This window comes from Segatella copri (genome assembly GCF_024330485.1).
Taxonomy (GTDB): domain Bacteria; phylum Bacteroidota; class Bacteroidia; order Bacteroidales; family Bacteroidaceae; genus Prevotella; species Prevotella copri_L.
Map to the genome: position 1 here is coordinate 38,277 of NZ_JANDWX010000019.1, position 25,852 is coordinate 64,128.

A 25,852-nucleotide genomic window follows, 5' to 3' on the forward strand; every position below is an offset into this window, starting at 1 on the left:
TGAACTTCAGAACGGAGAGTTGAGCATTACGAGAGAAGACGTTCTCGGCAAGTCTAGAGCTGAAAATCTCGTAATGGCAAGATGTATGGTCGTTGAGCAGATGATACACGCAGGATTCAGCATAACGACCATTGAGACCGTTCTGAACCGCACCGTTTCAGCAGTGAGACATCTGAGCAAGATGTCTTACACCTATATCAGTACGTCTCGAGTTTATCGACTTGCCACGGCACAAGCGACCCTTCTAAACAAGGACGTAGAGCCGATTTGCATTTAAGAAACAAAAAGAAAATAACCAAAAGCGTTCTTTGACAATAATTCGATAAATACCCCTGCACTAACTTTTTGGAGCGAGCCGAAAATCAGAGTAACTTTGCAGCGGATTCCAATATTTGGCTTCCACGACATAATTAACTCAAAATTTTATGGCAGACACAATTGAAAAAGTCTATTGCACTGGGGACGGTGGCAATGACAACCTAGCAGCAGCGTTGCTCGCTAGAGGTAGAGACAATGATCCAGCGACTATGCTGGCAGCAATGAACGGTGGTATGGGCAACTGGATGAATAACCCGTTTGCCTATATGATGATGATGGCTTGGATGCGAGACTGGAATAACCGTGGCGGCAATTTGCAGGACACGGAATTGCAGAATCAGATTGCGAGCCTTCGCACACAGATGCAGGACGGCAATAATACGGCACTCCTGATGGACGCAGTGAAGGGCAACAACGTTGCTCTTGGTCAGCTGGCGCAGAACCTTAACTGCGATATGAACCAGCTGCAGAATGCAGTCTGTGGCGTGCAGGCAGCAATCCAAAATGTAGGCGGCAAGGTTGGTTTCAGCGCAGAGCGAGTAATCAACGCAGCGAACCTTGGAAACCTCAACATCATCCAGCAGTTGAAGGACTGTTGCTGCACCACCCAGCAGAACATCAACCGTATGGGCTACGAGAACCAGTTGGGGCAGAAGGACATCATCAACGCAATGCAGCAGGGGTTCTGCTACACCAATACTGGGCTGGAGCGAGGTTTCAGTAACCTCGGCAACCTCATCCAGACGGTCGTTTGCGACTTGAAGAACTCGGGCAAGGACAACACCCAGCGCATCGTTGACGTTCTCAACAACCACTGGGAGCAAGACCTTCGCATCCAGCTGGAGGACAGCAAGCGCAGAGAGCAGACTGGTTTCATTATCCAGCAGCTGAAGACCACCACAACCACCACTGGAGCGTAGCTGGCGGTCTGAACAAAATCTATCAAGGGGCAACTCGCTGTTCTATCAGTGAGACCCCTTTTTGTCTATTTATCGAACTATTAAAAAAGAGCGCATTATGGAATTTAAGAATATACAGAGAAATCACCCGGTCTATCTGCTAGACAAGCAGACGGTGGAAGTTAAGGAAGGCAAGGTCGTAGACAACCAGCCGCACATCAACACTGGCATCGCAACCATTTCCAGCAGCGGACAGCCAATGCGAGACGTAACAATCGAGGTGGAGGGAAAGCAGACCATCTACACCATACCCGAACACCTCGGAGTTACCTTTGCAGGCGAAACCGTACTGGCAACCGATAAGGCAGACCTTTTGCCCGAAGTAGGCAAGTTGGTAAATGAAGCCGATGAGATAATCAAGGCATACGAGCCAAGCAAGGAGCGGAAAGCCAAAGGCGAGGAACTTCTTGCAGCTTTGAACCCGGCAATCAAGGAGAAGCAGGAAACCGAAAAGCGTTTCAAGGCACTTGAGGGCGATATAAGCGGCATTCGTGGCATGGTTAAGCAATTACTCGACAAACTAGGATAGGAGGGCGCACAATGAAGAAAATCATCGTTTTGCGCCATTCTTGCGACAGCGAGGAAGAGCGACACCAGCACCAAGAGAGCGACATCATCCACGGCTTGCCATACGAGAAGGCAGCAAAGGCACTCATGGGAGCCAGCGGATATGTGGCATACGTTGCCAAGCACGGCTACCACTTCACGAAGCAGCTAGCAATCAAGGCAAGCGAGCAGATGAAGAACGTAGACGGAACGAGCCACCGTTGGACGGTAGACGAAATCCGGCTGGCAACAAACAACGAGATAATCTCCAAGGGCGCAACCATCGGGGATATTCTCTATTTGACAAATATGGCTTATGCGGACTTCTATCCAAAGGTAATCAAGACCGAGAGCGACTGCGTACAGTATGCTATTGCCGTAGCCAGTGATCCGGACGGATACGAGGGTATGGCATTCTGCAGGTGGACGGCAGACATCATCGGAAAGGGCGTTACCATCGACTGGGAGAAATTGGAATAAACCAAAAAAAAATAAATTGATATGAGCGAAGTATTTCACGATTTTCAGGTGCACCACCTTTATTTGTGCGCCCTAGTAATTTTTATCTGTTTCGCTACGATTCTGATAGCGATGACAATTGACTTGATAGCAGGCATACAGAAGGCGAAGGAACTGCATATTGCAAGAACGTCAACTGGACTAAAGAAGACGTGCGACAAGGCGAAGAAGTATTTCCCGACATTCGGTATTGCTTCGCTTATGGACGTGGCTACGTGCATTATCTCTCCCTTCCCTTTGTTCGCCATTGCCTGGACGGTGTATCTGCTTCTTTGCGAATTTAAGAGCATCCGGGAGAAGGCATACGAGAAGGCTGAGATACGCAAGCAAGACCGCACGATGCAGGTGATCCTTGAGAACAAGGACGAAATTGCGAAGGCGGTTGTCGAGATAATGAAAGAAGAGCGGAAGAAAGGAGGAGACAATGAGGATAACTAGGGAGCAACTTATAAAGGTAATGCCGAATGCAGGCAGCAGGGCAGACACCTATCTTCCAATCATCAACGGATGGGCAGAGCATTTCCGCATCAATACTCCTTTGCGAATGGCGCACTATCTCGCACAGATTGCCCACGAAAGCGGAGAGTTGAGGTACACCAAGGAACTGGCAAGCGGCAGAGCCTACGAGGGCAGGAAAGACCTAGGCAACACCCAGCAGGGCGATGGCGTGAAGTACAAGGGCAGAGGATTGATACAGATTACCGGGCGAGCCAACTACAGGAAGTATGCCAATTATTGCGGCTTCGATGTTGTGGGCAGTCCCGAACTCCTGGAGCGTCCTCTGGGAGCAACGAAATCCTCGATGTGGGTATTCGACACCTTCGGCTGCAATGAGTTGGCAGACCAAGACAACTTGAAGGCTATCCGCAGGAAGATAAACGGAGGCTATAATGGACTGGCAGCCTGCGAGAAGTATTTGAAGCGAGCCAAGGAATCCTTGAAAATCGAGGTGCTTGTATAATAAACACATCAATCAAACATTTTAAAGTATGGAAAATTCAAGAAAAGGGCGAAATTTGCGTTCTGTGGCGTTATTTCTCGCCATGCTTATAATTACCCCACTTTTGATTTTGGGCTGTTCCTGCGCAAAAACAGCCGCAAATAACACTGTTTATCGCGATAGCGCACACACCAGTTTAAGACGTGACAGTGTGAGCCATCGGCAGATCCACTGGCAGGACACCCGGCAGCAGGACAGCGTAATCAAGCAGGACAGCGTGCTGGTCTATATCAAGGGCGACACCATAATCAAAGAGCGGTGGCACAACCTTACGACCACCAGATGGAGAACAACGACCAAGACGGACACCATCGTGGGCGACATTTACAAATTCGTGACTGACACCGTAAAGGTCAAATATTACGTTAACCGATACAAGACCAAGGAGGTAGAGAAGCCAGCGAGCACATGGCACAAGATAAGATTATTCGCTGGAGATTGCGTATTGCTATTCCTGGCAATCTTTGCGGTTTGCTGGATAAAGGAGCGCATCAAGAAGAGAGTTCAATAGGTTCAATCATAATATCTTTAAAAGGGCAGGGAGCGCAGGAGAGCGTTTTTCTGCCCATTTTTTTGCAAAGAACACTTTTCATTGAGAGAAAAGGGGTAGGGGTTATGAGAGTTAGATTATATTCATTCTAGCTAATGCGTGCAGGTTATTATTATATAGAGCGTGGAAAGCGTACCGAAAACAGCCAAAAGCGTACTGAAAACAGCCTAAAACGTACCGAAAACGACCGAAAATAGCCGTGCTTACGACATAAACAGCCAATAAAAGTTAAAATATTAATATCTTTCGGGAAAAGTTTTGGTAGAACCGAAAAATATTAATATCTTTGCATCGTGTTTAGGAGATAAGCACATTAAACATTCAGTAATTTAAGCCCTAGGCAACACGGTTAAGCCAAAGAAAATGAAAAAGTCAAATTCAAACATTTTAGAGTTCACTACAAAGTTTATCAACTCAAACTTCCGCATCAAGGTATTCGTACGCACAGAGGATGGCAAGAAGATAAACACACTCGTAGGTGTAAGCGGTATCTTGAAGCTCATCGGTGCAGAACTCTTCAATAAGTTTATCAAGCGAGCATTGAAGGCTGGTATGGACGCTTGCCGTTGCGCTTTGAGACGTGGACTTGTAGTTACATTGTATGCTAAGTAATCAAGATGGGTGGAGTGACATACAAGTATTACATCACGGAACGAGAAATTTAAATTTGGTAAGATATGAAGGAATACGACAAGATACCAGCACAAGCAGTGGTCGAGGTAACGACCAGCTGGGGAAGAACATGCCTGCGAGAGATTGGGCGAGACCTAAAGGAAGGTACGGTGCTCGATGGCTATTATTATCCGGTAAGCAAGGCTTTCGACTTTAATTGGAAGGGAGAGGGCGCAATGCTGTGGATCGGGGACAACGGAAGGCTTGTAAGTCTCGGAGAAGGGCAAAAGCATAAATACATGATGCTATCCCGAATGCTATCCGATTGCAAGTACTTCCTTCGCAACCCATACGAGCGACACCTCTATTTCCCGAGCATCGCCCGGCATTGCAAGGAAATGCGCCAGTATTGGCTTGCATTGAACATCAAACCCGACTGGCTAAGCTACAAGCAGATTGGCAGGCTTGAGCACAAGATGAACCGAATGAAAACAAAGTTAGATAGGCAATTTAAAAAAGACAGAAGACAATGACAGAACAAGAGTACAGAGAAGCCCTGCACAGAATCAAGGTGAAGGCAGAGAATGAAAGAAGAATGCTGGCAAAGGAATTTGCCACGGAGCACAACCCGGTTAAGGTTGGCGATTATATCAGCGACTGCTTCGATACGATAAGGGTCGAAGGCTGGGATATTTCACATAGAGGCTACGAATACACCTCCTTGCCTTGCCTGGTATATAAAGGCAAGACCTGCAAGAAGGATGGCACTCCACGCAAGTACCCGAAGAAGTGCAGTGTCGAGCAGCGCAACCTATTGCGAGTAAACGGAGAACCAGTAAAAAATTGCGGATATGGAGAATAATAGAAGAAACATCAAGAGAACGAAGAAGGGTGCTGGCGCAACGGTCAAGCTAGTTGGAATACAGATAGACAACGACCTGCTGCCTTTCCTCAACGCATTGCCCAACAAGTCACGATTCATCAATGATTTGTTGAGAAAGAAATTTTTTGGCAAATAATTTGGTGGTTTCAAATGAAAAGCGTACCTTTGCATCACTGAATGTTTAAAGTGGTCTCCACTTATTACCCCAGCGGCTCGACTTTTCACCGCTGGGGTATTTTTTTGCCCATTTTAAGCCGTAAATGTAAAATAACATTAAAATAACAATAAAATAAAAAGAAAATCGTTTGAAAATTTGGTGGAACCGAAAAATATTAATATCTTTGCATCGTGTTTAGGAGATAAGCACATTAAACATTCAGTAATTTAAGCCCTAGGCAACACGGTTAAGCCAATGAGTTATGAAGATTAATACTTTCCCTCGCACTAAGACAGAGGCTATGGAGATTGCTAAAGAGTACATTTCAAATCCTGATGGTCTCGCTTATGATATGGATATGAGTGTTGAAGAAGCTAAGGAATTGGCAGAGATTGTATGTGAGCATCGCATCCTCACCGTTAAATGCGATGGTGACGCTCCATTGAAGCTTTATTATAAGGTTGAAGAGTAATTATAAATTAGTAACATTTAAGCCCTACGCATCACGGTTAAGCGGAAAAATATGTTAGAAGAAGAGTTGATTAAGACAGGTTATCGATATAGTGATAACGAAGACGGAACTTTTGATGTATGTTATGACCACAATCAAGATGCCTTCTTCTCGCCCCTGAATGGTTATCATGTTGCAACTGTCAAAGAGGACGATGAACTCTGGTATGTTGATAACGGCTGCGGAGCAGGATGGGGAGAATACCCCAAGAAGGATTGGACTTTAGAGAGAGCCATATACGACCAGTGTATTGACGAACATATCAATTAATAACGTTTTAAGCCATCGACATTACGGTCAAGTCAATAGATACGAAGCGTTTATAAATCATATAAAAAGGGACTGACGAAAGCCAGTCCTTTTTTTTTGTTCCGCAAACAGCCCGACCACCTGCATTCTATATATGTTTTTGTGCTCTTTCTTTCGATTTACCCCGAAATTTGCGTTCTGAGCCGCTTACGTGGTAAGCACGTAGAACTTCCCAGAAAACAATTTGAGCCGTTTCTGCGGCAAATCCGCAAGAAATAAGGCTATTTTTTGTTGTATAGCACGTAATCAATAACCCTGCGGTTTGCTTCATCTACTCTCGATAGGTCTGCATTGATGTAGGTATCAGTTACCCGGACACCGAACGAATGACCCAGCGCAAGCGACACCACGTCCTTTTGTATACCAATGTTGAAGGCAATGGATGCCCACGTATGGCGAGCGTAGTACGTAGTAAGCCCTGGGCGCACCTTTGCGAGTTTCTTATTAATCATGACCGTTGCAACATCAACGTTTCTGAAATGCTCCGAGAAACGAAGCAGCTTCTTTTCCCCTTTGTACTTCTCGATGATTCGGAGAGCTTCTGGATGAAGAAGGATGGAGTAATGCCTGCCAGTCTTAGCCCGGTCGTATTCCAATCTACCACGGACGATATTCTCCTTTGTCAAGGCGAACAAGTCACTCACATTGATACCAATCAGCAGGAACATCAGCAGGAACATGTCGACCAGCTCATCACCACCAGCTTCGAAGATAGAGCGGATTTCCTCAACAGACAAATCTCGCTTTTTCGTTGTCTCAAGCCGGAGACTGTACCTGCGGAAAGGGTAGTTTTTCGTCTGCTCATTATCAATCGCCAAGTTGAAGACAGCAGCGACACAGAGCATCCTGCTGGCTCTTGTATTCCTCGACAAGCCTTCCTTTGCCATGAACGCATCGAAATCTTCAAGCCAAGAGCGGTTAATCTCATCGTATGTAAGCAGAGCCGCTTTTTCCTTCCCAAGGAAAGCTTCAATCTTTGCCCAAGTATATTTATATCTGTTTATCGTGTTCTCTTTCAGATTCCTGCCCTCGTAGGCAATGAAGCCATCACGAAGCAAGGCGACCTTTTCCCTTGCAGGCTCGGCTTCAAGCATGATTAAGTCCCGGAGTTCCCTAGCCGTAATATCGCCACGGTATGTTTCCCTGCATTGCGCCTTCATCATCATTCTATTATAGAAATTCAGACGGTCAAGAAGAAAATCGTTGATAGCATCACGATCCGGACGCTTGCGCACCTTGCAAGCCCTTTTATCCCATTCATCCTTTTTGCAGTATTGATTGAGGGATATGAAGGCAGTCCCACCATGGTGGTTGACAGCAAGCCGGATGGAGAACGTACCATCCTGCCTTTTTACCCTCGTATCTAAATATAGTCTAAGTGTTGCCATAATTCCGTGCAGTATTTATTCAGTTTATTTTAAGCGTTAAGAGCCGCAATTGTGCAACATGGTGCATGATTGCGGCATTTTCAAGTTATCAGAGTATCAAAGAACCCCTTTAAATACTGGGAAAACCAGTAAAGTTGTACTTAAAATCATTGTCTTTTCCTTTCTTTTTTATGTTATTATCAATGTTATTTATAGCTTAGACGATAAAAGTAGTGAAAAGGTTGCAGAAAATCCAAAAATAATTGTTACTTTTGCATCTGAAAAATAAATATTTATAGGTTATATGAACAAGAGATTGATGTTTTCGGCAGCACTCGTGATGACGCTGCTTTCGGCAAACGCTCAGAAAAGGGCGGTTACCATCGAGGATTTGTACAGGGTGAAGGGCGTATCTTCGGTGAGCCTTTCGCCTGATGGTAAGACGGTTTGCTATACCGCCAGTTCTTCTGACCTGAAGAACCAGAAGTCTGGCTCCGACATCTACATCATGAATGCGGATGGCTCTCACACCAAGGCTCTTACCGAGGATGGAAAGAGCAGTTCTGCCGTATGGAGCAAGGATGGAAAGAGTATCTTCTTTACTAATTATGAGAAAGGGACGGCTCAGATCTTTCGCATGGATCTGACTACCTGCGAGACGGAACAGGTAACTGATTATGAGTTGGGTATCGGTAGTCCTGTCATCTCTCCGGATGAGCGATACATTGCCTTTACCGAAGAAGTATATCCCGACCTGGGAGCTGATGCCAAGGCTAACAAGGCCCGGATGGAGAAAAAGGAGCAGGGACCTGTACAGGCGCATATCGCCGACAAGTTGCTCTACCGTCATTGGACGAGCTATAATGATGGCAGATGCAATCACCTTATCCTTTTCGATACACAGACGAAGACTTACAAGGATCTGACTCCGGGCAATTATTCGCTGATATTCGTGGTTGGGGGTGGAATCACCTATCAATTCTCTCCTGACAGCAAGGAGATCTGTTTCGTATCCAATCATGATGAGCATCAGGAGGCTAGCACCAATGCCGACCTGTGGACGGTATCTGTGAATGGGGGAGAACCGGTCTGCATCACGAAGGAGAACAAGGCTTGGGATGGTACTCCAGCCTATTCGCCTGACGGCAAGTATATCGCTTACCGCTTGCAGCAAGTGCCTGGTTATGAGTCTGATCGCTTCCGTCTTGCTATCTACGACCGGGCTGCAAAGAAGTCTACCGTCCTAACAGAGAAGTTTGACAACTGGGTAGATGATTACAAATGGGCTCCCGACAGCAAGAGTATCTTCTTCCTCGGTCAGGTACAGGGCGCTGAGCCGCTCTACAAGCTCGATATAGCCAGAAAAACCATCTCGCCGGTATTGACGGGCAAGGCCATCTCGGAGTTTGATTTCGACAATAAAGGTATGGTATATTATACCTATAGCACGACAGGCAAGCCATCGGCTCTCTATCGCCAGCAGATGAAAAAGTGGAATGGAACTCCTGTAGCCAGCGGCAAGGAACAGCAGATTACCTTCCTCAACCAGAAGTTGGAGGATGAAGTGGATATCCGTCCATCTGAGAGTATCTGGGTAGAGGGTGCTGGTGGCGACAAGGTACAGGTATTCATCGTGAAGCCACACAACTTTGATGCCAGCAAGAAATATCCGCTTATCATCAATGTGCATGGCGGACCACAGATGCAGTGGATGAATTCCTTCCGTGGCGACTGGCAGGTTTATCCTGCTGCCGGTTATGTGGTGGCTTATCCTAATCCTCACGGTTCTACGGGATATGGTCAGGCTTTCACCCGTGCCATTTCTGGCGACTGGGGCGGAAAGGTATTTGAGGATGTGATGAAGGTTACCGATAAATTGGCAACTCTGGAATATGTTGATTCTACCAGGATGGGAGCGATGGGATGGTCGTATGGCGGTTACATGATGAACTGGCTGCAGGGACATACCAAGCGGTTCAAGTGTCTGGCTTCCATGATGGGCGTATATGACTTGCGCTCTATGTGGGGCAGTACTGAGGAAGTATGGTTTCCTAACTTTGAGTTAGAGGGACAGCCTTATAATTCCGATCTCTACGAGAAGTGGTCGCCATCCTCATACATCAAGAACTTCTCAACACCAACCCTCGTGATGACGGGCGAGCTGGACTATCGTGTACCGTATACCCAGAGTTTGCAGTATTTCACAGCCTTGCAGACCCTGAACATTCCTTCGCGACTGATAGTCTTGAAGTATGATGGTCATTGGCCAAGCAACCTGAAGTCGATGCCGCTCTATTACAACGCGCACCTCGACTGGTTCCATCGTTATCTCGGTGGTGCTCCTGCACCTTGGGATACAGAGAAGATGGTGAATAATGAGATAGAGTACTAAAATGCCCTATATATAATAAGGTGTAGAAAAACAAAATAAAAAAGCTCCATTCGCAATCAGATGCGAATGGAGCTTTTTTCTGATAATTAAAAACTTACTTTGTTTCCTGTTCTTCCTGCATGTCCAGATACTGGTTGTCCTTGTCGTAGAATTCGTACTGGAGGAATGCCAGTTTCTGTGAAGGAATCACATTGAAGCCGAAACCATACTTAAACTGCCATCTGCGCTTCAGGGAAATGAAGCCCTTGTTGATGAAGGCAGCCACGTAAGGATTCACATACAAAGTGAATTTCTTGACGCCAATCTTGTTGACTAGGCGGTCGATTTTTCTTTCCAACTGGTCGGTAAAGAGGATGCTAGACTTGATCTTGCCCGTACCGAAACAGGTAGGGCAGGTTTCATCTACATTCACATCCATAGCCGGACGTACACGCTGGCGTGTAATCTGCATCAGTCCGAACTTGCTCAATGGCAGGATGTTGTGCTTGGCACGGTCCTTCTGCATGTTCTTACACATGCGCTCATAGAGCAACTGTCGGTCTTCGGCAAGATTCATATCGATGAAGTCGACAACAATGATACCTCCCATATCTCGGAGGCGCAATTGTCTAGCCAACTCATCAGCAGCGCCGAGGTTAACATCCAGTGCATTTGCTTCCTGACCTTTCTCACGAGTTCTGTTACCACTGTTTACATCGACAACGTGCAAGGCCTCGGTGTGCTCGATGATGAGATAAGCACCGTGCTTGTAGTTAACAACACGACCAAAGCCAGCTTTAATCTGCTTGGTAATGCTGAAATTGTCGAAGATAGGCACCTTACCGGTGTAGAGCTTAACTATGCCCGCCTTTTCAGGGGCTATTAGAGAAACATAGTTCTTCACCTCGTTCATTACATCTTCGTTGTTCACGTAGATGTTCTCGTAAGATGGGTTAAACAAGTCACGCAAGAGAGCAACGGCTCTTCCGGTCTCCTCGAATGCAAGTTGCGGGCGCTGCTGGGTCTTCTGTACCTTGGCGATAGCATCCTCCCATCGCTTCACCAGGACTTTCAGCTCAGCATCGAGCTCAGCGACCTTCTTACCCTCAGCCACAGTGCGGACGATAACACCGCAATTCTTTGGTTTGATGCTGTGAATGAGTTGTTTGAGTCGGGAGCGTTCTTCACCGCTTTTAATTTTCGACGAGACAGAAACTTTATCACCGAATGGCATGAGTACCAGGTATCGGCCCGCGAATGAGATTTCGCCTGTGAGTCGAGGTCCCTTGGTAGAGATTGGTTCCTTTACGATTTGCACCAGCACTTCCTGTCCTGCTTTGAGTACATTCTGTATGCTGCCGTCCTTTTCCAATTCAGGCATTTTGCTGGCTTTAGAGAATGGGAAAAGTTTCTTTCTGTCGCTCTGTACTTGTTTAAGGTACTTCTGGTAGGAATTAAAATGACTTCCTAGGTCAAGATAATGAAGAAAGGCGTCGCGTTCATAACCTACATCCACGAAGCAGGCGTTAAGACCCGGCATCAGTTTTTTTACCTTTGCGATGTAGATGTTGCCCACAGAGAACGATGCCTCACGAGGTTCGTTCTGGTATTCCACCAGCTGCTTGTCCTCCATGAGTGCGATAGAGATGTCTTTCTGTTGGACATCAATTACAACTTCGCTTGTCATATCTTCAATAATCTTTTAACTTTAAATTAATACAAAAAAAGGGTATGTCATTCCATATCAGAACTGACACACCCCCTCAGTCACGAACTGACCGAGAGCTATAGTAGACTAGCTACAATGCTAGCTTACTTGCTCTTATGTCTGTTCTTACGTAATCTTTTTTTACGCTTGTGAGTAGCCATCTTGTGGCCCTTCTTTTTCTTTCCGTTTGGCATGATTTTAAAATTTTAAAATATTGTTATTATAAAAAATGATATTTCTCTCTTCCTGTCCAGCAGTATTACTGAGCGTTCTGCATCTCCTCGATGAAGCTCTTTGATGGCTTGAAGCTTGGCAAGTCGTGAGCTGGAATGGTGATGGTTGTATTCTTAGAGATGTTACGGGCAGTCTTAGCAGCACGATGCTTGATGTTGAAGCTGCCGAAACCACGCAAGTATACATTGTCCTTCTTTTCGATGAGGCACTTCTTAACCTCTTCCATAAAAGCCTCTACTACAGTACCTACTTCTTTCTTAGGCATACCAGTAGCGATAGCTACCTCATTAATGATATCTGCTTTGGTCATTTCTTTATTTTTTACTAATTTTACTTGTTAATCTTTATTTCGGTGTGCAAAGATACAAGTTTTTTATGATATAACAAAATACTTAAGGCTTTTTTTGCAAAAATAATGCTCTAAGTATTTGCATATAAGGTTTTTATTGCGTATTTTTGCACCAAAATAGAGAAATTATGAGATTTAAGAGATATTTTTTGGCTTTGATGATAGTTGCCTTTCATGCATTGGCGTTGATGGCTGGGGAGGTCTGGACGGCGAAAAATGTACCGATTCCTTTCCTCAGGGATTCTACGCAATATGTTTCCGACCCGGATGGATATGTTGACAAGGCTCAGAAGGATTCTGCCAATTTCTATCTTCAGAAACTGAAGTTGGAGTGTGGCGTACAGAATGTGCTCATCATTGTGGGAAAGGTTGACAACCAGGATGCCTTTCGGATGGCGCAGGATGTGGGCAACCAATATGGTATCGGTTACAAGAAGAGCCGGAGAGGACTGGTTATCGTCATCGCGGTGGAGGACCATAAGTACTTTATTGCTCCAGGAAGTGGACTGGAGGGGGAGTTGACCGATGTGGACTGCGATGATATTGCCCGGGCTTGCATCGTGAAGTATATGCGCGAAGGCAATCCGGGCGAGGCAGTAGCATCTGTGAGCCGTGCTATATATAATAAGGTGAAAAGTGGACGGACGGGAATTGCGGATGTTGATGAAGGTTCGGTTAATGACGAAGAGGACTGGTTCCTGGTCATTATCCTGTTCCTTATCTTCTTCGGTATTCCTATCTATCTGTTTATCAGGTATATTCTGGAGATGCTCGGCATTGTGAAGCCAAGACCGAAGAGCAATCAGAGAAACCAGTCTCGTAGGAGAAACAACGACGATGACTGGATACCTCCTTTCTTTATGGGAGGTGGCGGTTCTTCCGGCGGCGGTTTCTCGGGCGGTTCTTTTGGCGGAGGTACCTTTAGCGGAGGTGGCTCTGGCGGAGGATGGTGATGCCTTTGATAGTTAATAGTTTATAGTTTAGAATTAATAATTAATAATAATGACAATGGAACAGACAATGAATTCAAACATGCAACCGGCAAAGAGAGGTATAAAGAAAAGCTGGATTATTCTGGGCATCGTAGTTGTGCTGGTACTATGGATGTTCAGTGGTTATAACGGATTGGTAGAAAAACAGGAGTTGGCTACCACAGAGTTGGCTAATGTTCAGACTCAGTATCAGCGTCGTGCTGATATGATGCCACAGTTGGCTAAGATCGTAAAGGCTTATGCCAAGCATGAGAAAGAAACCTTTGCCGAGGTAACCAAGGCTCGTGCTGCTGTTGGTCAGGTAAAGCTGGATGCCAATAATCTTACTGAGGCTAGCCTGAAGAAATATGCTGCAGCACAGGGCGAGTTGGCGAATGCTTTCTCCAAACTGATGGTAGTAGCCGAGAAATATCCTGAGTTGAAAGCCAGCGAGAACTTCAAGGCTCTTCAGGTTCAGGAAGAGGGTACGGAAAACCGTATCAGCGAGGCACGCCGTAAGTATAATGAAGCCGTTCAGAACTATAACCAGACGGTTAGAAAAATGCCAAGTGCCCTTATTGCCGGCCTCTTCAATTTCAATGTGATGCCTAAGTTTGAGGCAGCAGCAGGAGCTGAGAAGGCGCCAGACTTGGATATCTAATTTAGAATTGATCATTAAGAATCCTGTTTTTCAACGGGATTAATAGATTTGTTATCTAGTCAATGGGAACGCGAAGTGTCCCATTGGCTAGATTTTCTGTTTTATGCGCTTTCAATTTGAAAGTAACTCAATATTTTATATATATTTTGTATTTCAAATGTTTTTTATTTCAGAAATTCTTTGTATCTTTGCACGCAATTTAAGAAATATGGTAGAAATACCGCAAACATTGAAATTTCAATAAGGTTAATTACAAATATGAAACAAACAAAGATTGTCGCTTCCATCAGTGATCGTAGATGTGATCAGGATTTTATCCGAAAACTGTTTTTCGCCGGTATGAACGTTGTTCGTATGAATACTGCTCATGCCACAGAAGAGGGTATACGCACCATCGTAAAGAATGTAAGAGCCGTGTCTCCACATATTGGTATTATGATTGATACCAAAGGTCCTGAGGTGCGAACTACAGGTGTGAAGGAACCTATCCACTACAATGTTGGTGATGTAGTGAAAATCTTTGGACGTCCGGAAATGGAGTCTTCTCATGATATTGTGAATGTGAGCTATCCTGACATCGCAGCCGATGTTAAGGTAGGTGATGATTTGCTCTTCGATGATGGTGAACTCGATATGAAGATTATCGACAACCAGGGGCCTATGCTGGTTGCCGAGGTTCAGAACGAGGGAGTGCTCGGGGCTCACAAGAGCGTGAATGTGCCGGGAGAGCATATCGACCTGCCTGCACTGACAGAGAAAGACCGTCGAAATATTGAACTCGCTATCGAGTTGGATATTGATTTCATCGCTCACTCTTTTGTGCGCAATGCAGCCGATGTGAAGGCAGTTCAGGATATCTTGGATGCTCACAACAGTGATATCAAGATTATCTCAAAGATAGAAAATCAGGAAGGTGTTGATAATATTGACGAGATTATTGATGCCTGCTATGGTATCATGGTTGCCCGTGGTGACCTGGGTATCGAGGTGCCAATCGAGAGAATTCCAGGCATCCAGCGCCGCATCATCTCTAAGTGTGTGAAGGCGCAGAAACCGGTAATCGTTGCTACACAGATGTTGCATACCATGATTAAGAATCCACGTCCTACCCGTGCAGAGGTAACCGATATTGCCAATGCTATCTTCTATCGCACCGATGCGCTGATGCTTTCTGGTGAAACAGCAAGCGGAAAGTATCCTGTAGAGGCTGTGCAGACCATGGCCCGTATTGCTGAGCAGGCAGAGAAGGATAAGTCTCCACTGAATGATATTGATCCAATGGAAGATGGTAAGATTGACCAGAAACTCTTCCTGGCTCATGCTGCCATTGAAGCTACTAAGAAGTTGGGTGTTGCTGGTATTATTACCGATGGCGAGACCGGTCAGACAGCACGCGACCTGGCAGCCTTCCGTGGTCCAAATCCGGTATTGGCAATCTGCTATAAGGAGAAACTTCAGCGCTGGTTGAATCTGAGCTATGGTATTATTCCAATCCATCAGAAGGATCAGGTTTCTACCAAGGCTATGTTTACTGCTGCGGTACGTATGCTTCGCCAGAAAGGCTACTTAGGTGAGGAGGATAAGATTGCTTATCTGAGCGGTAGCTTTGGAGAGGGTGGAGGCACAACCTTCGTTGAGATTAATAAAGTGAAGAAGATTTTCGATAACAGTTATAGCTTTAATTTGCCATCAAATGGCATCGAAGATAAGTAAAAAAGGCTATTATTTCAAAAAAAAATAGACGTAAATAGAATTATTGGTGCAAAAATTTGCAGTATTCAAAAAAATACCGTAATTTTGCACCAATATTTTAAAACGAAAATTTTAGAAAATGAAAAAACTCGTTAGTTCAGTTTTAGTCGCTTTGACTATGCTCTTAGTACTTGGCAGTTGTGGAAGTACTAAGAATGTAGCTTATTTCCAAAATGCAGATTCTATCAGCTTGGCTGCTTCAAGAATGCTTTATGAAGCCAAGATTATGCCTAAGGACGAACTTACAATTACAGTAATTACAACAGATCCAAAGGCTGCCATGCCTTTCAACCTCTCTGTCTCTCAAACATTGGGTACAGGCGGACAGCTGAGTTATGGTAGTGGTTCACTGCAAGGATATCTGGTTGATAATGATGGTAATATTGAGTTTCCTGTTGTTGGAACCTTGCATGTCGGTGGTTTGACCAAGAAGCAGGCTGAAGATCTCATCAAGAATAAGGTGAAGCCTTATCTGGCAGAAAAAGAAAATCCTATTGTTACGGTTCGCATGGGCAGTTACCATGTATCTGTATTAGGTGAAGTAGAAAAGCCAGGAATTATTTATGCTCCACAGGAGAAGATGAGTATTCTTGAAGCTTTGGCACAGTGTGGCGACTTAACTATCTATGGTAAGCGTGACAATGTATTATTGATTCGTCAGGATGCAGCAGGAGAGAAGCATACTTATCGTATGAACTTGAATGATGCAAATATTATTAATTCACCATTCTATTATCTGCAGCAGAATGATATTATCTATGTAGAACCAAATAAGGTGAAAGCTCAAAACTCATCTATCGGTTCATCTACTACATTGTGGTTCTCTGCCGTTGGAACATTGATTTCTATTGCATCATTGATTGTCAATATCTTGCGATAGCAGGTAATAGGTGGGAGTAAAATCAGGATACTACAAAAATAATAATATATATATATATGTGTGGCATTGTAGGATATTTAGGTAAGGGTGAGGCTTATCCTGCCCTTATCAAAGGTTTAAAGCGTCTGGAATATCGTGGATACGATAGTGCAGGTGTGGCTCTTATCAGTAATGATGGTGCTTTGAACGTTTACAAAGCAAAGGGTAAGGTGGCAGATCTTGAAGCGTTCTGCTCTGATAAGGATATTTCGGGACATGTGGGTATTGCTCATACTCGTTGGGCTACCCATGGAGAGCCTTCAGCTGTAAATGCTCACCCGCATTATTCCTCTAGCAAGAACCTTGCCATGATTCATAATGGAATCATAGAAAACTATGCCGATATCAAGAAGAATCTCATTGCTAAGGGAGTAGAGTTTAAGAGCGAGACGGATACTGAGGTTCTCGTTCAGCTGATTGAATATATTCAGATAAAGAAAAATCTCGACTTGCTGACTGCCGTTCAGGTGGCTCTCCGTCAGGTAATCGGAGCCTACGCTATCGCTATTCTTGATAAGCGTAACCCTAATCAGATCATTGCTGCCCGTAAGCAGAGTCCGTTGGTTGTAGGTATCGGAAAGGATGGTGAGTTTTATCTCGGTTCTGATGCCAGTCCTATCATCGAATATACAGATAAGGTGGTTTATCTGGAGGATGGTAACATCGCTGTGATGCGCCTCGGTGAGGAATTGCAGGTGGTGAACATCCAGAACGTTAAACTCAACCCTGAGGTACAGACCGTAGACATTGATCTCGGTCAGATAGAGAAGGGCGGTTTCCCTCACTTTATGTTGAAGGAAATTTTTGAGCAGCCAGAGTGCCTTCGTAACTGTATGCGTGGCCGTGTAGTTAGCCGCACAGTGGAAACTCGCGTAATGACTGATGGCGACGATACAACCAGCAAGAAGGAGACTGAGATGGGTGTCGTGCTCAGTTCCATTACCGACCATCGCCAGCAGCTTCTCAATGCCAAGCGAATCATCATCGTGGCTTGTGGTACATCATGGCATGCCGGACTTATCGGCAAGCAGATGATAGAGAACTATTGCCGCATCCCTGTGGAAGTGGAATATGCATCTGAATTCCGTTACCGTAATCCTGTGGTAACGAAGGATGATGTGGTCATCGCCATTTCCCAAAGTGGTGAAACTGCTGATACCCTGGCTGCCATCAAGCTTGCCAAGGAGAGCGGTGCGTTTATCTATGGTATCTGTAACTCCATCGGTTCTTCCATCGCACGAGAGACAGATACAGGTACCTATATTCATGTAGGTCCGGAGATTGGTGTTGCCTCTACCAAGGCGTTCACTGGTCAGGTTACCGTCCTTATCCTCCTGGCACTTGCCATCGGTAAGGAGAGGGGAACCATCAGCGAAAATGAATATCAGAAGATTACAGAGCAGCTTTGGAACATTCCTGCCAAGATGAAGGAAGTGTTGAAACTCAACAATAAGATAGCTGACTTGAGTCGTACGTTTACATACGCTCGCAATTTCATCTATCTGGGCCGTGGATTCCAGTATCCTGTGGCTCTTGAGGGTGCATTGAAGTTGAAGGAGATTAGCTACATCCACGCTGAGGGTTATCCTGCAGCGGAGATGAAGCATGGTCCTATCGCATTGATTGACAGCGATATGCCAGTGGTAGTTATTGCTACCCACAACTTCATGTACGAGAAGGTCTTGTCTAATATTCAGGAGATCAAAGCCCGTCAGGGTCGTGTTATTGCTATTGTCAGCAATGGCGATGAAACCATTTCCAAGATTGCCGACGAAGTGATTGAACTCCCTGAGACCTTGGAGTGCCTGGAGCCATTATTGGCTACCATTCCTTTGCAGCTCTTGGCTTACCATGTAGCTGTATGTAAGGGCAAGGACGTTGACCAACCTAGAAATTTGGCCAAGTCAGTTACTGTAGAATAATATATAAAGGGATTCGTCATTTCTTGACGTTTCCCTTTTTTTGGAGGGGGATCCCTCGGATAGGTATATTCAAATTTAACTAAATAAGATAAGGATAATAGAGAGATGGAACCATTGAAACATGAGTGTGGTGTAGCAATGATCAGATTGCTCAAGCCACTGGAGTATTACCAGCAGAAGTATGGTACTTGGATGTACGCACTCAACAAACTCTATCTGATGATGGAGAAGCAGCACAACCGTGGCCAGGAGGGTGCTGGTATGGCTTGTGTCAAACTGGGCGGTAAGCCTGGTCATGAGTATATGTTCCGTGAGCGTGCAGAGGGCAAGAATGCCGTGACCGAAATCTTCGGCAAGGCGAATGCCAACTTCAAGAGCCTGACTCCCGAGCAGCTTGCTGATGCAAAGTTCGCTAAAGAGGAACTGCCTTTTGCAGGCGAACTTTATATGGGACACCTGCGCTACAGTACCACCGGAAAGAGTGGTATTCAGTATGTGCACCCATTCCTGCGACGTAACAACTGGAAGGCGAAGAACCTCTGCCTTTGTGGTAACTTCAACATGACCAACGTAGATGAAATCTTCGAGGAACTTACCAAGCAGGGCCAGAGTCCTCGCATCTACAGCGACACCTACATCATGCTTGAACTGATGGGCCACCGTCTGGACAGAGAGGTGGAGCGCAACTTCGTAGCTGCAAAGGCGATGGAGATGCAGAATACCGATATCACCAACTATATAGAAGACCACGTGAAGATGAGCAATGTACTCAAGACCACGATGAAGAACTTTGATGGCGGTTATGTGGTTTGCGGTATCACCGGTTCGGGTGAAATGTTCTCTATGCGCGACCCTTGGGGCATCCGTCCTGCGTTCTATTACAAGAACGATGAAATCGTGGTAGTAGCCAGCGAGCGCCCTGTACTCCAGACCACCTTCGACCTGGAAGCAGAGGAAGTGCAGGAACTGATGCCGGGCACGGCGCTTCTCGTGAAGAAGAACGGAGAGTGCAGCATCGAGCGCATCATGGAGCAGAAGGGCGATTCAGCCTGCTCATTCGAGCGCATCTACTTCAGTCGTGGTTCCGACAAGGATATCTATAAGGAGCGTAAGCAGTTGGGCGAGCAGTTGACCCAGCCTATCCTGAAGGCTGTGGATTATGATGTAGACCACACCGTGTTCAGCTATATCCCGAACACTGCCGAGGTGGCTTACTATGGCATGTTGAGCGGTTTCAAGAAGTATCTTAATGAGACCAAGATTGAGCAGATTGCAAATCTCGACCATGTTCCATCAAAAGAAGAATTATACGAAATCCTCGGCGACTTCGTCCGCTCAGAGAAGATAGCATGGAAGGATATCAAACTCCGTACCTTCATCACCGAGGGCAATAGTCGTAACGACCTGGCGAGCCATGTGTATGATGTAACCTACGGAAGCATCGAGCCGAATGTGGATAATCTTGTCATTATCGATGATAGTATCGTGCGCGGTACAACCCTGAAGGAGAGTATTCTCCGCATCCTCGACCGTCTGCATCCTAAGAAGATTGTAGTGGTTTCCAGTGCCCCTCAGATCCGATATCCGGATTACTACGGCATCGATATGGCAAGACTGGAAGAGTTCTGCGTGTTCCGTGCTGCCATCCAGCTTTTGAAAGAGCGCAAGATGGAAGACCTTATCGAGCAGACCTATGAGGCTTGCAAGGCAGAATTGGCAAAGCCAAAGGAGGAGCAGATCAATCCGGTACGCTCCATCTACAAGCCATTCAGCACCGAGGAAATCAACGAGAAGATTGTTGAGATGCTTCGCCCAGAGGGCATGACCACTCCTATCCAGCTTGTATTCCAGAGCATCGAGGGCTTGCGCGAGGCGATTCCAAACCACAAGGGTGACTGGTATTTCACCGGTCATTATCCAACCCCAGGTGGCACGAAGCTCTGCAACCAGTCGTTTGTAAACTACATCGAAAACGTTTATCATAAATAAGTGAATAGAGAAGAACGAAGAGTGAAGAATTCATTTGCTCTTATAAGTATGAAATAAAAGAATCAAATGTCAGATATGAAAAAAGTAACCTTAGTTTTGAGCGATGGAACCAAGTTCCATGGCAAATCTTTTGGATATGACGCTCCTGTAGCGGGCGAGGTTGTGTTCAACACAGCCATGATGGGATATCCAGAGAGTTTGACCGACCCTTCTTATGCCGGTCAGTTGATGACACTTACATTCCCTCTCGTGGGCAACTATGGTGTGCCACCATTTACTTTCGAGGAGAATGGTTTGCCAACCTTCATGGAGAGTGACAAGATTTATGCTTCTGCCATCATCGTGAATGATTACAGCGAGCAGTACAGCCACTGGAATGCAGTGGAGAGTCTTGCCGACTGGTTGAAGCGCGAAAAGGTGCCAGGAATCACAGGCATCGACACCCGTGAGTTGACTAAGGTGCTTCGTGAACATGGTGTGATGATGGGTAAGATTCTCTTTGATGATGAGCCTGACAACATTCCTGAGGCTAACTACGAGGGTGTAAACTTCGTTGACCAGGTAAGCTGCAAGGAGATTATCCGTTACAACGAGGGTGCCGGCAAGAAGGTGGTTCTCGTTGACTGCGGTGTGAAGGCAAACATCATCCGTTGTCTCATCAACAGAGGCGTAGAGGTGATCCGTGTGCCATGGAATTACGATTACACCGATATGGACTTCGACGGATTGTTCCTGGCCAATGGTCCTGGTGACCCAGATATGTGCGAGGATGCAGTAAACATTATTCGCAAGCAGATTAGCCAGAGTCGCAAGCCTATCTGCGGTATCTGTATGGGTAACCAGTTGCTTTCTAAGGCAGCCGGTGCTACTATCTACAAGTTGAAGTATGGTCACCGTTCACACAACCAGCCTGTGCGCATGGTAGGAACCAACAATTGCTACATCACCTCTCAGAACCACGGTTATGCCGTTGATGCCAAGACATTGGGCAACGTTTGGGAGGAACTCTTTGTAAATATGAATGATGGCTCTAACGAGGGTATTCGCCACAAGGTGAACCCTTGGTTCTCAAGCCAGTTCCACCCAGAGGCTTGCTCAGGCCCTGTGGATACAGAGTTCATGTTTGATAAGTTTGTAGAAACACTTAAATAATTAGGAAAATAATGAAAGACGAAAATATAAAGAAGGTGCTCCTCTTAGGTTCTGGAGCCTTGAAGATCGGTGAAGCAGGTGAGTTCGACTACTCAGGTTCGCAGGCCCTGAAGGCATTGCGCGAGGAAGGTATCGAGACTGTGCTCATCAACCCGAATATCGCAACCGTACAGACATCAGAAGGTGTTGCCGACCAGATTTACTTCCTGCCAGTGCAGCCATACTTCGTAGAGCGTGTTATCCAGAAGGAGAATCCAGACGGTATCCTCCTCAGCTTCGGTGGTCAGACTGCCCTCAACTGTGGTGTGGAACTCTATCGCCAGGGCATCCTGGAGAAATATAATGTCAAGGTATTGGGTACTCCAGTACAGGCTATCATGGATACTGAGGACCGTGAGCTCTTCGTAGAGAAGTTGGATGAAATCAATGTGAAGACCATCAAGAGTGAGGCTTGCGAGAACATCGAGCAGGCCCGCAAGGCTGCTGCCGAGCTCGGCTATCCTGTCATCATCCGTGCTGCTTACGCCTTGGGTGGACTCGGTTCTGGTTTCGCTGACAACGAGGAGGAGTTGAACAAGCTCGCTGAGAAGGCTTTCTCTTTCTCTCCACAGGTATTGGTAGAGAAGAGTTTGAAGGGCTGGAAAGAGATAGAGTATGAGGTGGTTCGCGACCGTTACGACAACTGTATCACAGTTTGTAACATGGAGAACTTCGACCCACTGGGAATCCATACCGGTGAGAGTATCGTCATCGCTCCATCTCAGACCCTGAGCAATTCTGAGTATCATAAGCTCCGTGCCCTCGCCATCAAGATTATCCGTCACATCGGAATCGTGGGTGAGTGTAACGTGCAGTATGCCTTCGACCCTAAGAGCGAGGACTATCGCGTTATCGAGGTGAATGCCCGCTTGAGCCGTTCATCTGCCTTGGCATCTAAGGCTACCGGTTATCCTCTTGCCTTCGTTGCTGCCAAGCTTGGTATGGGCTACGGTCTGTTCGAGTTGAAAAACTCAGTAACCAAGACCACATCTGCCTTCTTCGAGCCAGCATTGGACTACGTGGTATGTAAGATTCCACGTTGGGACTTGTCTAAGTTCCGTGGCGTAGATAAGGAGTTGGGTTCATCTATGAAGTCAGTAGGTGAGGTAATGGCCATCGGCCGCAACTTCGAGGAGGCCATTCAGAAGGGTCTTCGTATGATTGGTCAGGGCATGCACGGCTTCGTAGAGAACAAGGAGCTTGAAATCGATGACATCGATGCAGCTTTGCGCGAGCCAACAGATAAGCGTGTGTTCGTGATTTCAAAGGCAATGCACAAGGGCTATACCGTAGATCAGATTCACGACTTGACCAAGATTGACAAGTGGTTCCTCGAGAAGTTGAAGCACATCATCGACATCGACGAGGCGATGAAGAAGTGCAACATCAATACTCTTGACCAGGATTTGCTCCGCACCGCTAAGGTTTACGGTTTTACCGACTTCCAGGTAGCCCGTGCCGTGGGTTTGGAGCAGGAGTTGGGCAACATGCACAAGGCTGCCCTGCTGGTTCGCAACAAGCGCAAGAGCTATGGCATCCTGCCTGTAGTAAAGCAGATTGATACCCTGGCTGCAGAGTATCCTGCTCAGACCAACTACCTCTATGTAACTTACGCTGGCGTGAAGAGCGACATCACCTTCGAGAACGACCACCGTTCTATCATCGTACTCGGTTCGGGTGCTTACCGCATCGGTTCTTCCGTAGAGTTCGACTGGTGTGGCGTTCAGGCATTGAACACCATCCGCAAAGAAGGCTGGCGCTCAGTGATGATCAACTACAACCCAGAGACCGTATCTACCGACTACGATATGTGCGACCGTCTCTACTTCGACGAGTTGACCTTTGAGCGTGTGATGGATATCATCGAGATGGAGCAGCCTCATGGCGTCATCGTATCTACTGGTGGTCAGATTCCAAACAACCTGGCTATGCACCTCGATGCACAGAATGTGCCAATCCTGGGTACTGCTGCCAAGGACATCGATAACGCTGAGGACCGTGCCAAGTTCTCTCAGATGTTGACCAACAACGGCATCAACCAGCCAGAGTGGAGCGCCCTGACCTCTATGGAGGATATCGACAACTTCATCGAGCGTGTAGGTTTCCCTGTATTGGTTCGTCCTAGCTACGTGCTTTCTGGTGCTGCGATGAACGTATGTTCTAACGAGGATGAACTGAAGCGATTCCTGCAGTTGGCTGCCAATGTAAGTGAGGATCACCCAGTGGTAGTAAGTAAGTTTATCGAACATGCCAAGGAGATTGAGATGGATGCTGTGGCAAAGAATGGCGAGGTGATTGCCTATGCGATTTCCGAGCACATCGAGTTTGCCGGTGTTCACTCAGGCGATGCTACCATCCAGTTCCCTCCTCAGAAGTTGTATGTTGAGACAGTTCGTCGTGTAAAACGAGTTGGTCGTCAGATTGCCAAGGAGTTGCACATCAACGGTCCGTTCAACATCCAGTTCATGGCTCGTGACAATGATATTCTCGTTATCGAGTGTAACCTTCGTGCCAGCCGTTCGTTCCCATTCGTAAGCAAGGTATTGAAGATCAACCTCATCGAGTTGGCTACCCGTGTGATGCTCGGTTTGCCAGTAGAGAAGCCACACAAGAACCTCTTCGATCTCGACTATGTAGGTATCAAGGCATCCCAGTTCAGCTTCAACCGTTTGCAGAAGGCCGACCCAGTATTGGGTGTGGACATGAGCAGTACCGGTGAGGTAGGTTGCTTGGGCGACGATACATCTACCGCACTTCTGAAGAGTATGCTTTCTGTGGGTCATCGCATTCCTGCCAAGAACATCCTGCTTTCTACAGGTTCTGCCAAGCAGAAGGTAGATTTGCTCGATGCTGCCCAGATGCTGGTTAAGCATGGTTACAAGCTGTATGCAACCGGTGGTAGTAGCAAGTTCCTCACCGAGAATGGCATTGAGAACACCCGTGTGCTCTGGCCATCAGAGGAGGCAGAAGGCGGTGCGCCTAAGGCTTTGGAGATGCTCCACAACCACGAGATTGATATGGTAGTGAATATTCCGAAGAACTTGACCAGCAGCGAGTTGAGCAATGGTTACAAGATTCGTCGTGCTGCCATCGACCTGAACGTGCCATTGATTACCAACAGCCGTCTGGCGAGTGCATTCATCTATGCATTCTGCACCACCAAGCTGGAGGATATCGACATCAAGGCTTGGGGAGAGTATAAATAGTTGATAGTTAATAGTTAAGAATTGACAGTTAAGTCATTCTTGATGATTCCCAATAGAAAAATCCCTGCTGTAGGAAAGGCTTCCTACGGCAGGGATTTTTTATTATTTGTATGACTATTTTTTGCACATATCCTCAGCTACCATCATAGCTACATTTTGCGTATTTGGAAGTTTGTATGGACGATGGCTCTGTGTTGTGGTAATGATATCATCACCAAGAACCGTCGCCATCTTTGCGATTGTAGCTAATGTGAGATTATGTGTTCCACTCAACCAACGACTCACTTCTGTTTCTGTCTTGCCAAGTGCCTTTGCGAAATCACGCTGTTTCATATTTCGTTCCTGTAATAGTTCAAAGACTCTGTTGGCAATAGCAACGCATAAGTCGACTTGTTTGTTAGTGTCCGCAGGAGTTGACTTGCGGATTTCATCCATCAGTTTATTTGTTTTCATATTAAATCCTCCTTATTATAGTCGATATCTATAGTCAATTCAAGTTTATTGAATCTTAACCTTGTGGATGGAAGCGAGTCGTGCTACGTGTCCTTTCGGAAGTGGAGACATTGTAATCTCGCTATGAGCAGGGAAAAACTTGTCTATGTCTTTGTTGTCTATGGTATGAACTTGTATTTTCTTGTCTTTTGTTTCCATATAGCTTTCCTTTCTTTTATTATTGTTGCAAAGATACGTTGAATATTCGAAATTGCCAAACTTTTCTTGTAATTTTTGCACTGCTGTCCCGTTTAGAAATCGTCGGGGCTGAAAAGGCTAGGATATAGCCAATCCTCCGTCTCTTCTGTTGGAACAGCTTTGTTAAACAAATCATTTAAAGGAGTCTTGTCCGTAAG

At 46.0% G+C, this 25,852-nt stretch carries 26 protein-coding genes and 1 pseudogene; 22 read left to right on the plus strand and 5 right to left on the minus strand.

The window, feature by feature from the left end; translation table 11 throughout:
• The first annotated feature begins 73 nt into the window (after positions 1-73).
• The 13 genes from NNC77_RS10925 to NNC77_RS10985 all read left to right on the plus strand — a co-directional run bounded on the left by NNC77_RS10925 (position 74) and on the right by NNC77_RS10985 (position 6,325).
• Positions 74-277, plus strand: coding sequence for a hypothetical protein (locus tag NNC77_RS10925; protein WP_254970935.1), 204 nt, complete (start codon positions 74-76; stop codon positions 275-277).
• A gap of 148 nt (positions 278-425) precedes the next feature.
• A complete protein-coding gene (locus tag NNC77_RS10930; protein WP_254970934.1) occupies positions 426-1,238 on the plus strand; it encodes a hypothetical protein in 813 nt (270 codons plus the stop codon).
• Between the two features lie 97 nt (positions 1,239-1,335).
• Positions 1,336-1,806 carry a hypothetical protein gene (locus NNC77_RS10935; RefSeq protein ID WP_118139115.1) on the plus strand — a complete coding sequence of 157 codons (471 nt, stop codon included), beginning with the start codon at positions 1,336-1,338 and terminating at the stop codon, positions 1,804-1,806.
• A gap of 11 nt (positions 1,807-1,817) precedes the next feature.
• Positions 1,818-2,303: a DUF7841 family protein gene (locus NNC77_RS10940; protein ID WP_254970932.1), complete on the plus strand. Its 486-nt coding sequence runs from the start codon at positions 1,818-1,820 to the stop codon at positions 2,301-2,303.
• 21 nt (positions 2,304-2,324) lie between these two features.
• On the plus strand, positions 2,325-2,780 hold the full coding sequence (locus NNC77_RS10945) for a hypothetical protein (protein WP_254970931.1): 456 nt from the start codon (positions 2,325-2,327) through the stop codon (positions 2,778-2,780).
• Positions 2,767-3,303 carry a glycoside hydrolase family 19 protein gene (locus tag NNC77_RS10950; protein ID WP_254970930.1) on the plus strand — a complete coding sequence of 179 codons (537 nt, stop codon included), beginning with the start codon at positions 2,767-2,769 and terminating at the stop codon, positions 3,301-3,303. The genes NNC77_RS10945 and NNC77_RS10950 overlap by 14 nt, the downstream gene beginning before the upstream one ends.
• Positions 3,304-3,493: 190 nt before the next feature.
• The gene (locus tag NNC77_RS10955) at positions 3,494-3,853 is read left to right on the plus strand and encodes a hypothetical protein (protein WP_254970929.1); all 360 of its coding nucleotides are present in this window, start codon (positions 3,494-3,496) and stop codon (positions 3,851-3,853) included.
• A 402-nt stretch (positions 3,854-4,255) separates the two neighbouring features.
• Positions 4,256-4,504 carry a ribosomal large subunit pseudouridine synthase B gene (locus NNC77_RS10960; RefSeq protein WP_254970928.1) on the plus strand — a complete coding sequence of 83 codons (249 nt, stop codon included), beginning with the start codon at positions 4,256-4,258 and terminating at the stop codon, positions 4,502-4,504.
• Between the two features lie 65 nt (positions 4,505-4,569).
• The gene (locus tag NNC77_RS10965) at positions 4,570-5,037 is read left to right on the plus strand and encodes an LPD11 domain-containing protein (protein ID WP_254970927.1); all 468 of its coding nucleotides are present in this window, start codon (positions 4,570-4,572) and stop codon (positions 5,035-5,037) included.
• Positions 5,034-5,366 carry a hypothetical protein gene (locus tag NNC77_RS10970; RefSeq protein WP_254970926.1) on the plus strand — a complete coding sequence of 111 codons (333 nt, stop codon included), beginning with the start codon at positions 5,034-5,036 and terminating at the stop codon, positions 5,364-5,366. Before NNC77_RS10965 ends, NNC77_RS10970 begins: the two co-directional genes overlap by 4 nt.
• Positions 5,356-5,523 carry a hypothetical protein gene (locus NNC77_RS10975; protein WP_153094088.1) on the plus strand — a complete coding sequence of 56 codons (168 nt, stop codon included), beginning with the start codon at positions 5,356-5,358 and terminating at the stop codon, positions 5,521-5,523. Before NNC77_RS10970 ends, NNC77_RS10975 begins: the two co-directional genes overlap by 11 nt.
• A gap of 283 nt (positions 5,524-5,806) precedes the next feature.
• Positions 5,807-6,016 carry a hypothetical protein gene (locus NNC77_RS10980; RefSeq protein ID WP_254970919.1) on the plus strand — a complete coding sequence of 70 codons (210 nt, stop codon included), beginning with the start codon at positions 5,807-5,809 and terminating at the stop codon, positions 6,014-6,016.
• 51 nt (positions 6,017-6,067) lie between these two features.
• Positions 6,068-6,325, plus strand: coding sequence for a hypothetical protein (locus NNC77_RS10985; RefSeq protein ID WP_254970917.1), 258 nt, complete (start codon positions 6,068-6,070; stop codon positions 6,323-6,325).
• Between the two features lie 260 nt (positions 6,326-6,585).
• Here the strand turns inward: NNC77_RS10985 and NNC77_RS10990 are convergent, their stop codons facing one another.
• On the minus strand, positions 6,586-7,752 hold the full coding sequence (locus NNC77_RS10990) for a site-specific integrase (RefSeq protein ID WP_254970916.1): 1,167 nt from the start codon (positions 7,750-7,752) through the stop codon (positions 6,586-6,588).
• Positions 7,753-8,035: 283 nt separating this feature from the next.
• Between NNC77_RS10990 and NNC77_RS10995 the strand changes: the two genes are divergently transcribed.
• Positions 8,036-10,123, plus strand: a complete 2,088-nt coding sequence (locus NNC77_RS10995; protein ID WP_254970914.1) for a S9 family peptidase — start codon at positions 8,036-8,038, stop codon at positions 10,121-10,123.
• A 94-nt stretch (positions 10,124-10,217) separates the two neighbouring features.
• Here NNC77_RS10995 and NNC77_RS11000 read toward each other — a convergent pair whose 3' ends face one another.
• The gene (locus tag NNC77_RS11000) at positions 10,218-11,789 is read right to left on the minus strand and encodes an Rne/Rng family ribonuclease (RefSeq protein WP_117692278.1); all 1,572 of its coding nucleotides are present in this window, start codon (positions 11,787-11,789) and stop codon (positions 10,218-10,220) included.
• A 280-nt stretch (positions 11,790-12,069) separates the two neighbouring features.
• Positions 12,070-12,366: pseudogene (locus tag NNC77_RS11005) on the minus strand (HU family DNA-binding protein); the annotation flags it as partial.
• Between the two features lie 155 nt (positions 12,367-12,521).
• Between NNC77_RS11005 and NNC77_RS11010 the strand changes: the two are divergent.
• The 8 genes from NNC77_RS11010 (at position 12,522) to carB (ending at position 25,004) form a co-directional block, all read left to right on the plus strand.
• A complete protein-coding gene (locus tag NNC77_RS11010) occupies positions 12,522-13,346 on the plus strand; it encodes a TPM domain-containing protein (protein ID WP_254970912.1) in 825 nt (274 codons plus the stop codon).
• Between the two features lie 55 nt (positions 13,347-13,401).
• Positions 13,402-14,025: a LemA family protein gene (locus NNC77_RS11015; protein WP_228114989.1), complete on the plus strand. Its 624-nt coding sequence runs from the start codon at positions 13,402-13,404 to the stop codon at positions 14,023-14,025.
• A 258-nt stretch (positions 14,026-14,283) separates the two neighbouring features.
• Positions 14,284-15,738 carry a pyruvate kinase gene (pyk, locus tag NNC77_RS11020; RefSeq protein WP_022121475.1) on the plus strand — a complete coding sequence of 485 codons (1,455 nt, stop codon included), beginning with the start codon at positions 14,284-14,286 and terminating at the stop codon, positions 15,736-15,738.
• 118 nt (positions 15,739-15,856) lie between these two features.
• Complete coding sequence (locus NNC77_RS11025; RefSeq protein WP_022121476.1) at positions 15,857-16,657, plus strand: polysaccharide biosynthesis/export family protein; 801 nt, start codon at positions 15,857-15,859, stop codon at positions 16,655-16,657.
• Positions 16,658-16,713: 56 nt separating this feature from the next.
• Positions 16,714-18,618 (plus strand): glutamine--fructose-6-phosphate transaminase (isomerizing), encoded by a 1,905-nt coding sequence (glmS, locus tag NNC77_RS11030; RefSeq protein ID WP_117692286.1) that lies wholly within the window; start codon positions 16,714-16,716, stop codon positions 18,616-18,618.
• Positions 18,619-18,723: 105 nt separating this feature from the next.
• A complete protein-coding gene (locus NNC77_RS11035) occupies positions 18,724-20,607 on the plus strand; it encodes an amidophosphoribosyltransferase (protein ID WP_006847423.1) in 1,884 nt (627 codons plus the stop codon).
• 75 nt (positions 20,608-20,682) lie between these two features.
• Positions 20,683-21,759: a glutamine-hydrolyzing carbamoyl-phosphate synthase small subunit gene (gene carA, locus NNC77_RS11040; RefSeq protein WP_254970909.1), complete on the plus strand. Its 1,077-nt coding sequence runs from the start codon at positions 20,683-20,685 to the stop codon at positions 21,757-21,759.
• Between the two features lie 11 nt (positions 21,760-21,770).
• Entirely contained in the window at positions 21,771-25,004 is a 3,234-nt protein-coding gene (gene carB / locus NNC77_RS11045) for a carbamoyl-phosphate synthase (glutamine-hydrolyzing) large subunit (RefSeq protein ID WP_117692287.1), read from the plus strand.
• A 114-nt stretch (positions 25,005-25,118) separates the two neighbouring features.
• Here carB and NNC77_RS11050 read toward each other — a convergent pair whose 3' ends face one another.
• Together NNC77_RS11050 and NNC77_RS11055 are read right to left on the minus strand one after the other, a co-directional pair.
• The gene (locus NNC77_RS11050) at positions 25,119-25,457 is read right to left on the minus strand and encodes a helix-turn-helix domain-containing protein (RefSeq protein WP_117664301.1); all 339 of its coding nucleotides are present in this window, start codon (positions 25,455-25,457) and stop codon (positions 25,119-25,121) included.
• Positions 25,458-25,502: 45 nt separating this feature from the next.
• Positions 25,503-25,655: a hypothetical protein gene (locus NNC77_RS11055; RefSeq protein ID WP_254970900.1), complete on the minus strand. Its 153-nt coding sequence runs from the start codon at positions 25,653-25,655 to the stop codon at positions 25,503-25,505.
• Positions 25,656-25,852: the final 197 nt, after the last annotated feature.